The following is a 12,976-nucleotide window of genomic DNA, read 5'->3' as shown; positions in this document are numbered from 1 at the left end:
GCGGATGGATATTTGAGGCAAGAAGAAACCGGCAGCCGGATCAGGATGTCGGGCGCAGGCGCATCAGAAGGTAGATGTTGAAACGGGCAAAATTCTCGCGGTTGCGGACCTGCTGGTTCAGGCGCTGATCCAGCCGGGCACGCTTGCGTTCGCTGATCAGGCTGCGGATCACCCGATGCAGCACCCAGCGCAGGCGGGGCTTGTGGCGGGCCAGGTCCTGGTCGACACGGGTCAGGCCATAGCCGAAGACGTTGAACAGGCCCTGCTCGATCTCGACCGAGGGGGCGGCGGACAGGGTCACGTCCTCCTCGCTGATCACCTCGAGCGGGAGGGCGGCCAGCGTGTCGCGGAAGGCAGCGATGCGGTGCCCGCCACCCACCGGGGCCAGCATCCGGTCGCCGGTGTATTCCGGGCTGCGGAAGCAATCCGCGACGATGATCTCGCCCCCGGGTGCCAGCAGGGTCAGGCATTTGGGCAGGCCCTGGTCCAGCGGGATATACTGAAAGCTTTCCGAGAACAGGCAGATGTCAAAGCTGCCCGGCGCGGCCTGAAAATCCTCGAACATGCATTCATGCACGCGTGCGGCGGGCGCATTGGCGCGGCAGCGGCCCGCCAGGAAGGGGCTGGGCACCACGATATCGACGGAATGACCAAGGGCGAGCAGTTTTTTCGCGGTCTCGCCGGCACCGCCACCGATATCAAGGATGCGGCAAGGCCGATCCGGCAGCATCGCGAACAGACGGTCCGTATAGGCCTCTTGCGCGGCACGCAGGTTGGCGGCGCTGGCATCCAGCCCGTCCCAGAGCCCGTAATGAAGGTTCTCGGCGCCGGTCAGCCATTTGGTGAACGCCAGCCCGACATCGAGGCCGATGGCCTGCGTATTGATCTTGTCCTGTCCCATGGGTCGCAGTTAGCCCAAACCCGGCCTTCTGGGAAGCATGTTTCGGCAGGGCCCGCGCGATTGCGCAGGACCCGTGGCGTGATCAGATCAAGGGTTCGAATTCGCCCAGAACACGGGCATAGACGTCGCGCTTGAAGGGCACGATATGATCCACAAGATCGGAAGGATCAAGCCAGCGCCATTCGGAAAACTCGGGGTGGCTGGTCAGGATGTCGACCTGATCATCGCTGCCATGGAACCGCAACAGGAACCATTTCTGGCGCTGCCCCCGGAAGCGACCCTGCCAGATTCGCGGCACGATCTCGTGCGGCAGGTCATAGGGAATCCAGTCGGCGGTTTCGGCCAGGACCTCGACAAGGTCAGGCGTCACGCCGGTTTCTTCCCAGAGTTCGCGCAAGGCGGCCTCGCGCGGTTCTTCGTCCTGCTCGATGCCGCCCTGGGGCATCTGCCAGGCCGGGGTGTCGTTATCCAGGCGCTGGCCCACGAAGACCTGGCCATGCGTATTGGCCAGCATCACGCCCACGCAGGGGCGATAGGGCAGGCGTTCGATCTCTTCGGGGGTCGTTGCCATGATATGCGGTTCCGGTCGTTCCTGTGGCCCCGCAGCCCGAAGGATGCGGGGCTTCTTGTCTGATCAGCGCGCAGGCCCAAGCGCCGAGAGGCCCTTGAGGATATCCAGCGCATAGGCCAGCTGGTAATCGTCTTCGCGCAGCTTGGCCGAAAGTTCTGCCTTGGCACGATCTTCCTCGATCTGGCGGATCTGATCCTCGGTCAGGCTGTCATTGTTCAGCGAGCCGCGCAGATCGGCCTCGGACCGGCTGGGGGCGGCGCTTTCCTCTTCCTCGGGCGAGGCGGGCTGACGGCGCGGCTGTTCCACGAGGATGTCGGGGGACACGCCCAGGGCCTGGATCGAGCGGCCCGACGGCGTGTAATAGCGCGCCGTGGTCAGACGCATCGCGCCATCGCCACGCAGCGGCATGACGGTCTGCACAGACCCCTTGCCGAAGCTCTTGGTGCCGATCACCACGGCGCGGCGGTGATCCTGCAAGGCACCCGCCACGATTTCCGAGGCCGAGGCAGAACCGCCGTTGATCAGAACGACGACCGGCTTGCCCTGCGCCAGATCGCCCGGCGTCGCGTTGTAACGCTCTCCATCCTCGGGGTTGCGGCCGCGGGTCGAGACGATCTCGCCCTTTTCGAGGAAGGCGTCCGAGACGCGGATTGCCTGGGTCAGAAGGCCGCCGGGGTTATTGCGCAGATCGAGGATGATCCCACTGATCCCGTCGATACCGCCCGCTTCCTTGATCGCGTCGGAAAGGCCGGATTCAAGATTGCTGTAGGTCTGGTCGTTGAAGGTCGTGACGCGCAACACCACGGCCTGCCCTTCGGTGCGGGTACGGACCGCCGTCAGCTTGATCGTGTCGCGGATGATCGACACATCGAAGGGTTCGGCAGTGCCTTCGCGCAAAACGGTAATCACGATCTCGCTGCCGACGGGGCCACGCATCATGTCGACAGCCTGATCCAGCGTCAGGCCCAGCAGGCTTTGACCATCCACATGGGTGATGAAATCGCCCGCCTCGATCCCGGCGGCATCGGCCGGGGTGCCATCGATCGGCGAGACAACCTTGACGAAGCCCTCTTCCTGCGTGACCTCGATCCCCAATCCGCCGAATTCACCACGGGTCTGCACCCGCATGTCGGCGGCATCTTCGGGCGACATGTAGCTGGAATGCGGATCAAGCGATGTCAGCATGCCGTTGATCGCCGCCTCGATCAGTTCGTTCGTATCCACCTCTTCCACGTATTGCGCGCGGATCCGTTCAAAAATATCGCCGAACAGGTCAAGCTGCTCGTAGACGCTGGTGTTTTTCGATGACTCCTGCGCCAGAAGCGGTGCTGCCAGCTGCGTCGTGGCCAGGACCCCGATCATCGTCCCGCCGATCGCAGCCATCACGAACTTGTTCATGCTTAATCTTCCTCTCGCGTTGCGAACCATGCTTCCGGGTCGACCGGCGCATCATCCTGCCTGACTTCGATATAGAGCGTTTCCGAGCGCCCCGTTCCAGTCCCATTGCCCGAATTGGCAAGAATATCGCCAATTTCTGCATCCTGCCCACCCATCAGCCCCACGGGACTGCCGGCAGGGATCACCTCTCCGATGCCACCATAGACCACATCCAATCCGGCAAGCACGAAAAGAGTGCCGGCTTGCGGTTCCAGAATCATCACGTTTCCGTAGTCCAGAAGCGGTCCGCGATAGCGTATCGTGGCCGCAGTCGGCGCGGACACAAGGGCGCGCGGCCGGGTCGCCAGCAACAGACCGGGCCGGGTGATGCCTGCGGCATCGGCCTCGCCCGCGCGGCGCAGGATCTGGCCCTGTACGGGCAAGGCAAGGTTCCCACGCAGATCCGAGATGTCCGGCAGGTCGCTGCGATCCTCGTCCGTCGTGATTTCCGACAGGCCACTGGCAAAGCCTTCCAGCGTTTCGGCCGAGGCGATCAGAATGGCGGTCCGCACCGGATCGGCGGTGAAGCGGCGGGGCAGATCGGTGCGATCCGCCACCGCCTGCGACAGGGCCGTGCGCGCCTCCTGCACACCGTTGAGGCCTGTCTGCAGGGTCTCGACCGCGTTCTGCTGCAACAGCCGCAGGGTCGAGATCTCCTGCAGCTTGCGGCGCAGGTCATCGGCGCGCAGGTTCAGCGCGGGCGTCACATCGGCCAGGATCATGCCCGCCCGCGCCGTGCCCATCGGCCCCTCGGGATGCAGCAGCATTACGGGCGAGGGCCGGCTTCCCATGCTTTGCAGCACGCCCAGAAGCTGCGCGATCTCGTCCTCGCGCGTCTGTAGCTCGCGGGTCAGGCGGGCCTCGCGCAGACTGGCGCGGCGCAACCCGTCGCGCATCGCCTCGAGCCCGTCCTCGAATGCGGCCACGGTTTCGGTCAGGGCGCGCACCCGGTCGCGCGCCGATTGCGCCGCATCCAGCTGCCGCGTGGCCTGATCCAGACGTTCAGCCGCCGCCCTTGCCGCCTGCGCCGCCTCGGCATCGCCGCCGGCTTGCGCCCGAAGGGGGGCTGCGCCAAAGGACAGCGCGGAAATCAGCAGCGCAAGGGCAAGATGGCGGATCATGCGATCAGGCTTTCCCCTGTCATCTCGGGTGGCTTGGGCAGGTTCATCAGCTGCAGCAGCGTGGGCGCCAGATCGGCAAGCCTGCCGTGTTTCAGCGAGATCCCCGCAGCCCCCCCGATCAAGGCGACAGGCACCGGGTTGAGCGTATGCGCGGTATGCGGCCCGCCGGTTTCCGGATCGACCATCACTTCGCAATTGCCGTGATCGGCGGTCACGATCATCGCGCCCCCCACCTCTTGCAGGGCTGCAACGACACGGGCAAGCCCCTGGTCCACGGCTTCGCAGGCAGCGATGGCCGCCTTCAGATCGCCGGTATGCCCCACCATGTCGGGGTTGGCATAGTTCACGACGATCAGATCGTAATCGTCATGGATCGCCTGCACGAAGTGATCCGTCACTTCCTCGCAGGACATCTGGGGTTGCAGATCGTAGGTCGCCACCTTGGGCGAGGGCGCCATGTAGCGATCTTCGCCGGTCTCGGGCTGCTCTTCGCCCCCGTTCAGGAAGAAAGTGACATGGGGGTATTTCTCGGTCTCTGCCAGGCGAAACTGACGCTTGCCATGCTTGGCCACCCATTCGCCCAGCGTGTTCACGATCTCGCGCGCGGGGAAAACGGTGCGCATGTAGGCGTTATGCGCCTCGGAATATTCCACCATTCCCAGGCAGGCCGCCCAGGCGGGGCGCACGCCCGTATCGAAGGCGGCAAAGCCCGGCTCGGCCATGGCCGCAAGGATCTCGCGGGCGCGGTCGGCGCGGAAGTTCAGGCAGAACAGACCGTCGCCGTCCTGCGCGCCGGCATAGTCGCCGATCACGGTCGCGGTGATGAATTCATCTGTCTCGGAACGGTTGTATCCCGCCGTGACGGCCGCATGGGCGGTTGCCGCATGCAGCCCCTTGCCATGCACCATCGCGTCATGGGCTTCGGCAACACGCTCCCAGCGGTTGTCGCGGTCCATGGTGAAGTACCGCCCCGTCAGCGTGCCGATCCGCGCACCGGCGGGCAATGCCGCCTGCAATTCTTCAAGGTAGCCATAGGCGGATTTCGGCGCCACATCGCGCCCGTCGGTCACCGCATGCAGGACCACGGGTACCCCGGCCTCGGTGATTGCCCGGGTCGCCGCAAGAATATGGCTGATATGGCCATGCACCCCGCCATCCGACACCAGCCCCAGAAGATGCGCGACGCCGCCGGTCGCCTTGAGCGTTTCGATGAAATCCAGCAAGGCGGCATTGGTGAAAAAGCTGCTATCCTCGATCGCAAGATCGATCTGGCCCAGGTCCATCGCCACGACACGGCCCGCGCCGATATTGGTATGGCCCACTTCGGAATTGCCCATCTGCCCTGTCGGCAGCCCCACATCAGGACCATGCGTGATCAGCAGGTTGTGCGGGCAGGTCGCCATGATCCGGTCGAATGTCGGCGTATTGGCCAGTGCCGGGGCGTTCGCCGTCCGCTCTTCCCGGTGGCCCCATCCGTCCAGAATGCACAGCACAACGGGTTTCGGGGTCGTCATCGTCCAAGTCTCCTGCTTGATACGATGCCTCTTAACCCTTTGCGGTCCGAGGGTGAACCGCTTTCGCGCGACTGCGACCCCATGCAGCGACGGGATCGCGGAAGCGGAACAGGATGAAGCCTGGTCAGTTCGAGGACTCCGTCAGCCCTTCCGGCTGCCCGACGACCACAAAGCTCAGCCGCGCGGGATCAAGCAAGCTGCGCGCAACACGGTTCACATCCTCCAGCGTCACGGCATTGACCTGGTCGTTGCGGGTGGCGGCATAGTCGATGGGCAGGCCGCGCATCTGCATGCCGACGATGATATTGGCAATCGTTCCGTTCCCGTCGAACCGCAGCGGATAGGCCCCGGTCAGATAGGTCTTGGCGTTGTCCAGATCGTCCTGGCTGACACCATCCTGCTGCATGCGCTGCCATTCCGCGCGGATCACCTCGACCGCTTCGGCCACGCGGTCATTGGCTGACGCAACCGACCCGCCCCAGACCTGCGCCAGTTCGCGATCCGCCAGATATGTATAGATGCCATAGGTCAGGCCACGCTTTTCGCGCACTTCGGTCATCAGGCGGCTTTCGAAACCGCCGCCGCCCAGGATGTGATCCAGGATGAAGGCCGCGAAGAAATCCGGATCTTCCTGCCCGATGCCGGGCTGTCCGAACAGCACGACGGATTGCGGCGTGGGGAAATCCACGACCTCGACACCGCCGGGGAACGTGGGATCGGCGGGGCCGGGCAAGGCGGCACCGGTGGCGGGTAGATCGCCGAGCAGACTGTCCAGCAGGGCGCCCAGCTGATCCGCCGTGATATCGCCCACGGCCGAGACGTGAATGCGGTCACGCGCCAGCGCACCGGCATGGGCCGCAACCAGATCGTCGCGGGTCAGGGCGCTGACCGTGTCGATCGTGCCATCCAGAGAGAACCCGTAGGGATGATCGCCATAGACAAGCACATCGAAACGCCGCGAGGCGATGCTCTGCGGGTTCTTCTCATCCGACCGAAGACCGGACAGCACCTGCCCCCGCACCCGTTCGATGGCTTCCGCATCAAAGCGCGGCGCGATCAGTGACTGGCGCAGCAGGTCGATGGCGGCATCCCGGTTCTCGGTCAGAAACTGCGCCGAGACCGACAAGGCATCGTCCGACACGGAATAACGGAACGAGGCCGCAAGCCCGTCACGCGCGCGGGCAAAGGCGCGTGCATCAAGATCTCCGGCACCTTCCTCCAGAAGTGCAGTCATCAGGTTGGTCGCGCCACGCTTTTCGGCAGCCTCGACCGACGCACCGCCGCGGAACCGGATTTCCAGCGCCGTGAAGGGGATCGCATGATCCTCGACCAGCCATGCGGTGATGCCGCCGGGGCTGACGACTTCCTTGATCTCGATCGCGGCGCGTGCGGGCAAGGCCGCCAGCACCAGCATGACGGGCAGAATGAAACGCATCATCACTGGGTCACCTCCTCGGCCATCAGCCAGCCTGTCACGGCCTGCCTGCGATCCAGCACCACCCGTGCCGCAGCCAGAACATCATCCGACGTGACCGCCTGCAGCAGGTCAGGCCAGGCCTGCACATCTTCGACCGTCAGGCCCTGGGTCAGGGCGCGGCCATAGCGGTTGGCAATCGATTCCACATCGTCGCGGGCATAGATCTGCGCCGCACGCATCTGCATCTTGATCCGCTCCAGTTGCTCTGCGTCGACACCCGTGTTCAGGAAATCAGCCAGAACACGGTCCATCGCGGCTTCCGCCTCTTCCAGGCTCACCCCTTCCGAGGGCACGACAACCACATCGAAGGTGGTCCGATCCAGCGAGGTGCCGCCGTAGAAAGCCCCGGTGAACGTGGCGACCGGGGTGTCGAACTGAAGCGCTTCGGCCATCACCGATGTCGTGCCGGATCCCAGCACTTCGGCCAGCACGGTCAGGGCCGCGGCCGTTTCCTGCGCGCCGCTGTCACGCTCTGGTGCCAGATAGGACCGGCTGACATAGGGCTGGGCCACGCGCGCATCGCGATAGATCAGCCGCCGCTCGGCGGTTTGTGGCGGCTCTGACGGGCGCAGGCGCTCCGGCAGGTCCGGGTTGGCCGGGATCGCGCCATAGTGCTGTTCGGCCAGCGCGCGCACCTCGTCGGGGGTCACGTCACCGGCCACGATCAGGATCGCGTTATTGGGCGCGTAATAGCGCTCGTAGAAGGCCAGCGCATCATCGCGGTCCAGCGCCACCATCTCGTGCCGCCAGCCGATGATCGGCACGCCATAGCGATGGTTGAGGTATTGCACCGCGTCCTTCTGTTCGCGGAACAGGGCGGCGGGGCTGTTCTCGACCCGCTGGTTGCGCTCTTCGATGATGACCTCGCGTTCGGTGGCGATCTCGGAATCGTCCAGACGCAGGTTGACCATGCGGTCCGCCTCCATCTGCATCATCAGGCCAAGCCGATCCGAGGCGACGCGCTGGAAATAGGCGGTGTAATCATAGCTGGTAAAGGCGTTGTCCCGGCCACCGTTGCGCGCCACGGTGCGCGAAAACTCGCCCGAGTCCATCTTTTCGGTGCGCTTGAACATCAGGTGTTCCAGGAAATGCGCAATCCCCGAGGCGCCCGCCGGCTCATCGGCCGACCCCGCGCGATACCAGACCATATGCATGACGACGGGCGCACGATGGTCTTCGACCACCACGACATCCATGCCGTTCTGCAATGTGAAGGATGTCACCTGATCATCGGCAATGGCAGGTCGGACCATGGCATGCGACAGCACAATGGCAAGGCTGAACGCAACAGCAGACAAACGCAGCACGGGATTCCTCCTGGGGTTGGGTTTCACCTAGATTAGGAAGTGATCGCCCGACTGCAACCCGGACTGACGCAGATGTGACGGATCAGCGCCGTTCCGGCGGCGGGGCCGAGGGCGTGGCGACACCCAGGCGCCGGAATCGCCGCAATTCGGCATAGGGATCTGTCATCTCGCTGCTGTAGACCTCGTGATAACGGTCGACATCGCGAAACAGCCGGAATTTGGTGAACCGGGACCTGTTGCGCTGGAACGCGTCATCCTCTGCGGCCAGCGTCATCCGTATGTCGCTGGACACGCCATTGCGGGCCACATGCTGCACAAGCGCCGAATCCGACGCCGCGATCCCCGGCGCCGCCAGCGCCGCAGGCCGTCCACCCAACGCCGCGACCGCATCCGCCCGGGGGTTCTGATCGGTCAGGTTCGTCTCGCCGGGTGTCGGCGTCGGCAGGCTTGCCAGATCCGCAGGCATCTCGAGCGGCTTTGCAGGCAGAACCGAGAATTCATCAGGCCCGGCGCCAAAGTTGCGCAGATCGCGCAGCTGCAAATCCCCCTGCGGTCGCGAACAGGCCGAAAGGGCCAGAACGGCCACCAAGATCATCCCATGCGTCAGACGCATTGCCACCCTCCTGACGTTTCCGCCCCCAGCATTAGCCGATCACGCACCGATCGTCACGGGGCCTTTTTCTCGCCGGTGAAAAGAACCAGCCCCAGCGCCCCCGCGAAGATCGAGATATCGGCGATGTTGAACGCATAGGGATTGCGCACGCCACAGCACGACATATTGAGGAAATCCGCAACGGCACCGTAGAGGACCCTGTCCACCACGTTGCCCAGCGCCCCCCCCACAAGCAAGCCCGCCGCGACCAGCCCAAGCCGCCCCGGCGGTTCCTTGCGCACCCACCACAGCACCCCGCCCGAGATGACCAGCGCCACCACGATCAGGACCCATCGCGCGCTGTCGGCAGCCTGCGAGAAAAGCCCGAAGTTGATCCCGTAGTTCCAGGCCATCCGCAGGTTCAGGTAGGGCGGAAACACATCGATCGCCCCCACCACGGCAAGGTTCATCACATGGACCACAAGGTATTTCACGGCTTGATCAGCCACAAAGATCACGGCCGCGACCCAGAAAATCAGTCTCATGCGCTCTCCTCGTCGGCCCGCGTGTCATCCCTGCGATGCACGCGGCTTCTTCTTGCCTCAAATATCCCCGCCGGAGGCATCCACGCTCCGGCTGGCCACGACATCTCCGGCTCAGTGCCGGAAATGCCGCATGCCCGTAAAGACCATCGCCAGACCCGCCGCGTCCGCCGCCGCGATCACCTCGGCATCGCGCATCGAACCGCCCGGCTGGATGACGGCCGTGGCGCCCGCCTCGGCGGCGGTCAGCAGACCGTCGGCGAAGGGAAAGAACGCGTCCGAGGCCACGACCGACCCCTGCGTCAGCGGCGCGGCAAGCCCCAGCGCCTCTGCCATGTCCTGCGCCTTGCGCGCGGCGATCCGGCAGCTGTCCACACGGCTCATCTGCCCGGCCCCCACACCCACGGTCGCCCCGTCCTTCACATAGACGATGGCATTGGATTTGACGTGCTTGGCCACTTTCCACGCGAAAAGCAGATCGGCCAGCTCGGCATCGCTGGGCGCGCGTTTCGTCACCACCTTCAGATCATCCAGACCGATATGGCCATTGTCCTTGTCCTGCACAAGATAGCCGCCCGACACCTGCCGCCAGGTCAGTGCCGCCTCGGCCGGATCGGCAAGGCCAGGGGTAATCAGCAGGCGCAGGTTCTTCTTGGCCGCGAAGATGTCGCGCGCGTCCTGATCGGCCCCCGGCGCGATCACCACTTCCGTGAAGATCTGCGCGATCTCCTCGGCGGTGGCGGCATCCAGCGGGCTGTTCAGCGCGATGATCCCCCCGAAAGCACTGGTGCGGTCACAATCGAAAGCCCGCGCATAGGCATCCTTGAGGCTCGTGCCACGCGCCACACCGCAGGGGTTGGCGTGCTTGATGATCGCACAGGCCGGGCCATCCGCCGGGGTGAACTCGCTGACCAGCTCGAAGGCCGCATCGGTATCGTTGATGTTGTTGTAGGACAGCTCCTTGCCCTGCAACTGCTGCGCTGTCGCGACGCCGGGCCGCGCGCTGCCATCGAGGTAGAAGGATGCGGATTGATGCGGGTTCTCGCCATAGCGCAGGCTCTGCGCCAGCTTGCCCGCCACCACGCGGCGGCGCGGGCTGGCCTCACCGATGGCCGATGCCATCCAGGTGGACACGGCCGCATCATAGGCCCCCGTGCGCGCATAGGCGATCTGCGCCAGACGCTGCCGGAATGCCAGCGACGTGGCACCGCCATGCGCTTCCAGCTCGGCCAGCAGCGGGGCGTAATCCTCGACATCGACCACGACATTGACGAACCCGTGGTTCTTGGCAGCCGCGCGGATCATCGCCGGTCCGCCGATATCGATATTCTCGATGCAGGTCTCGTAATCCGCGCCTTTCGCCACGGTTTCCTCGAACGGGTAGAGGTTGACCACCAGCAGGTCGATCGCCCCGATCCCATGTGTCTCCATCGCGGCCAGGTGATCGGCATTGTCGCGCAGCGCCAGCAGGCCGCCATGCACCGCCGGATGCAGCGTCTTGACGCGGCCATCCATCATTTCCGGAAAACCGGTCACCTCGGCCACATCCTTGACCTGCAGACCGGCCGCGCGCAGCGCGGCGGCGGAACCGCCCGTGGACAGCAGTTCGATCCCTCGCGCCGCCAGCGCATGGCCCAGGTCCAGAAGCCCGGTCTTGTCGGATACGGAAATCAGCGCGCGGCGCACTGGGTGCAGGTCGATCGTCATGGTTCTTGGCCCCCGAGGTCGTTCGGCCCCGCAGACAGGGGCCTAAAGTGTCACATCCATCTCGTCCCGGTTCAGGTCGCGGATACTGATCGGCGTATCCTGCGCCTTGGTCAAAGACCACCGGGTGCGCGTCGCATAGTCCATCGCGCGGCCGGATAAAACGATTTGTTTGGTCGCACGTGGGGCAAGGCGGCCTTTTTCAAGGTAAACGCTGGGCTCCAGCGTCATCTCGGCGCGGCTGTCATGGCGGAACACCCACAACTCCCCGCTTTTCAGCGCCAGCGACACCGCAGTTCCGCCCATGTCAAGTTCGGCCTCCACCTCGGGATGCAGATGAAACCGGATCGCGAAGGGAATACCCTGCAGGCGAACGGCATCCATCTGCCTGTCAAAGGTCTTCTGCGAGGCCCCGTTCAGCGCGATCAGCAAATCCTCGCCCGCCAGGCCACTGCCATCGAAAGTCAGCTCGAGCGTCCGCGCATGAGTGAGGCCATGGGTACGCACATAGCCGTCATGCCCGCCCTGCAGCCGCAGCCCGTCCTGCATCTGCGAGATTTCGACCGGCACATCCTTCGGCGCATCCATCAGCCATTCGGCCCGTCCCGACATCGCCACCTTGGCCTTGCCAAGCCGGGCGCTGGAATATCCCGCCAGGGTCAGGGTGGAATGGCTGGGCGTGGCGCGCCCGGCGCGGCGCCATTCCACGCCGAAGGCGGCACCCGATCCGCAATTGACCACAACCGGACGCCGCCCCGATGTCAGTTCGAACGCCAGGGTCGAAGCATGGGCATTCACCGAAGCCACACCGGAAGGGGGCGGCGCGGAATCCACGATCACGCTGGTCCGCCCCGCACCCAGCCGGGCAAATCCCATCGACAGGCCTTCGGGCATCCGGTTCTTGACATCCGATGCGGCAAGCGCCGCATCCAGCCGCCCCTCAAGACCACGCCCACCACCATGAAACCTTGCAAGACCGCCGTCGGAATGGCGCAAGGTGCGCAGGCTGGGCGCGATCCGGTCGATGGCTGCCAGCAGGTCGGACGGCACCGTCCGCCCCGCCTCGCCCAGCGCGGCCGCGGCCCATGTCAAAAGGGTGAAGACTTCCAGCAACTCCTCGGGATTGCGCGTGGGAATGCCGCCCTGGGCATCGACCTGCGCCCGGCAATCGCGGGCCAGCGCCCGCATCGCCGGCTCGACCAACCGTTCCATCCCCTGCAGGGAAAGTCCCGCATAGATCATGCCCGTCAGCGCCTCGATCCGCGGCAGTCCGGGCGAGGCCGCGCGCCAGCGCCGCCCCAGAAAGATCGCCTGCTGCGCAAGGGACCTGTAGAAAGCCTCGGTCTGCGCCTTGTCACGCCCGCGCAACACGAACAGCGCGTGATGGATCCAGCGGATTACCCTGCGTCCGGTCAGGTCCGGCGTCCAGCCAGGCCCCTTCCCGCGACCATAGCGCGCGATCCACGCCCAAAGCCACTCCTGCGCCAGGGCGCGGGTCGCGGCATCGCCGACGGCGGCCAGATCATCAAGCCATCCGAAGCCCTGCAATTCGTCCTCGAACAGGTCATCCGGCGCATCGACCTGCCAGGGGGTGCGCCCTTCCGCAACAATCAGGTGACCCGCGAACAGGTAATTGCCCGCCAGCAATTGGCGCCCCCTGGCGAAACTGCCGATGGTACGGGGTTCGGGCTGGCTGACAAAACCGGTAGCCGGGCGCGACAGGGTGCTCAGCCGCGCGTGAAAGCGGTGCATCCAGCGCTTGCGACGCGCCGAAAAGCTCTCTGGTCGGGACATTGCTCTGCCTCTCGCG

The 12,976-nt window shown here is 65.0% G+C and carries 11 protein-coding genes; all 11 read right to left on the bottom strand.

Going from position 1 to position 12,976, the window contains the following annotated elements; genetic code table 11:
• Positions 1-40 precede the first annotated feature (40 nt).
• On the bottom strand, positions 41-901 hold the full coding sequence (locus tag ACMUJL_RS13470; protein WP_068291143.1) for a class I SAM-dependent methyltransferase: 861 nt from the start codon (positions 899-901) through the stop codon (positions 41-43).
• An 82-nt stretch (positions 902-983) separates the two neighbouring features.
• Positions 984-1,472 carry an RNA pyrophosphohydrolase gene (locus ACMUJL_RS13465; protein ID WP_375573515.1) on the bottom strand — a complete coding sequence of 163 codons (489 nt, stop codon included), beginning with the start codon at positions 1,470-1,472 and terminating at the stop codon, positions 984-986.
• Between the two features lie 63 nt (positions 1,473-1,535).
• The gene (locus ACMUJL_RS13460) at positions 1,536-2,870 is read right to left on the bottom strand and encodes a S41 family peptidase (protein ID WP_068291139.1); all 1,335 of its coding nucleotides are present in this window, start codon (positions 2,868-2,870) and stop codon (positions 1,536-1,538) included.
• A 2-nt stretch (positions 2,871-2,872) separates the two neighbouring features.
• Positions 2,873-4,030, bottom strand: a complete 1,158-nt coding sequence (locus ACMUJL_RS13455) for a murein hydrolase activator EnvC family protein (protein WP_068291135.1) — start codon at positions 4,028-4,030, stop codon at positions 2,873-2,875.
• The gene (gpmI, locus tag ACMUJL_RS13450; RefSeq protein ID WP_375573519.1) at positions 4,027-5,544 is read right to left on the bottom strand and encodes a 2,3-bisphosphoglycerate-independent phosphoglycerate mutase; all 1,518 of its coding nucleotides are present in this window, start codon (positions 5,542-5,544) and stop codon (positions 4,027-4,029) included. The genes ACMUJL_RS13455 and gpmI overlap by 4 nt, the downstream gene beginning before the upstream one ends.
• Before the next feature lie 124 nt (positions 5,545-5,668).
• On the bottom strand, positions 5,669-6,982 hold the full coding sequence (locus ACMUJL_RS13445; RefSeq protein WP_375573521.1) for a M16 family metallopeptidase: 1,314 nt from the start codon (positions 6,980-6,982) through the stop codon (positions 5,669-5,671).
• Positions 6,982-8,274, bottom strand: a complete 1,293-nt coding sequence (locus ACMUJL_RS13440) for a M16 family metallopeptidase (protein WP_375573897.1) — start codon at positions 8,272-8,274, stop codon at positions 6,982-6,984. Before ACMUJL_RS13440 ends, ACMUJL_RS13445 begins: the two co-directional genes overlap by 1 nt.
• 136 nt (positions 8,275-8,410) lie before the next feature.
• Positions 8,411-8,941, bottom strand: a complete 531-nt coding sequence (locus ACMUJL_RS13435; RefSeq protein ID WP_416914312.1) for a DUF3035 domain-containing protein — start codon at positions 8,939-8,941, stop codon at positions 8,411-8,413.
• 53 nt (positions 8,942-8,994) lie between these two features.
• Positions 8,995-9,465: a signal peptidase II gene (gene lspA / locus ACMUJL_RS13430; RefSeq protein WP_068291131.1), complete on the bottom strand. Its 471-nt coding sequence runs from the start codon at positions 9,463-9,465 to the stop codon at positions 8,995-8,997.
• 111 nt (positions 9,466-9,576) lie between these two features.
• Positions 9,577-11,169, bottom strand: coding sequence for a bifunctional phosphoribosylaminoimidazolecarboxamide formyltransferase/IMP cyclohydrolase (purH, locus tag ACMUJL_RS13425; protein ID WP_068291129.1), 1,593 nt, complete (start codon positions 11,167-11,169; stop codon positions 9,577-9,579).
• Positions 11,170-11,211: 42 nt separating this feature from the next.
• Positions 11,212-12,960 carry a heparinase II/III family protein gene (locus ACMUJL_RS13420; protein WP_375573526.1) on the bottom strand — a complete coding sequence of 583 codons (1,749 nt, stop codon included), beginning with the start codon at positions 12,958-12,960 and terminating at the stop codon, positions 11,212-11,214.
• Positions 12,961-12,976: the final 16 nt, after the last annotated feature.

Source organism: Seohaeicola sp. (assembly GCF_048006315.1).
GTDB lineage: Bacteria > Pseudomonadota > Alphaproteobacteria > Rhodobacterales > Rhodobacteraceae > Seohaeicola.
This window is presented reverse-complemented; position numbering and strand designations above follow the sequence as displayed.

What these genes read in the sequence shown, in the direction of transcription:
- ACMUJL_RS13420 (WP_375573526.1), bottom strand. Translation starts at nt 12,960, where the DNA reads ATGTCCCGACCAGAGAGCTTTTCGGCGCGTCGCAAGCGCTGGATGCAC.
- ACMUJL_RS13460 (WP_068291139.1), bottom strand. Translation starts at nt 2,870, where the DNA reads ATGAACAAGTTCGTGATGGCTGCGATCGGCGGGACGATGATCGGGGTC.
- gpmI (WP_375573519.1), bottom strand. Translation starts at nt 5,544, where the DNA reads ATGACGACCCCGAAACCCGTTGTGCTGTGCATTCTGGACGGATGGGGC.
- ACMUJL_RS13465 (WP_375573515.1), bottom strand. Translation starts at nt 1,472, where the DNA reads ATGGCAACGACCCCCGAAGAGATCGAACGCCTGCCCTATCGCCCCTGC.
- ACMUJL_RS13470 (WP_068291143.1), bottom strand. Translation starts at nt 901, where the DNA reads ATGGGACAGGACAAGATCAATACGCAGGCCATCGGCCTCGATGTCGGG.
- ACMUJL_RS13435 (WP_416914312.1), bottom strand. Translation starts at nt 8,941, where the DNA reads ATGCGTCTGACGCATGGGATGATCTTGGTGGCCGTTCTGGCCCTTTCG.
- lspA (WP_068291131.1), bottom strand. Translation starts at nt 9,465, where the DNA reads ATGAGACTGATTTTCTGGGTCGCGGCCGTGATCTTTGTGGCTGATCAA.
- ACMUJL_RS13445 (WP_375573521.1), bottom strand. Translation starts at nt 6,982, where the DNA reads ATGATGCGTTTCATTCTGCCCGTCATGCTGGTGCTGGCGGCCTTGCCC.
- ACMUJL_RS13440 (WP_375573897.1), bottom strand. Translation starts at nt 8,274, where the DNA reads ATGGTCCGACCTGCCATTGCCGATGATCAGGTGACATCCTTCACATTG.
- ACMUJL_RS13455 (WP_068291135.1), bottom strand. Translation starts at nt 4,030, where the DNA reads ATGATCCGCCATCTTGCCCTTGCGCTGCTGATTTCCGCGCTGTCCTTT.
- purH (WP_068291129.1), bottom strand. Translation starts at nt 11,169, where the DNA reads ATGACGATCGACCTGCACCCAGTGCGCCGCGCGCTGATTTCCGTATCC.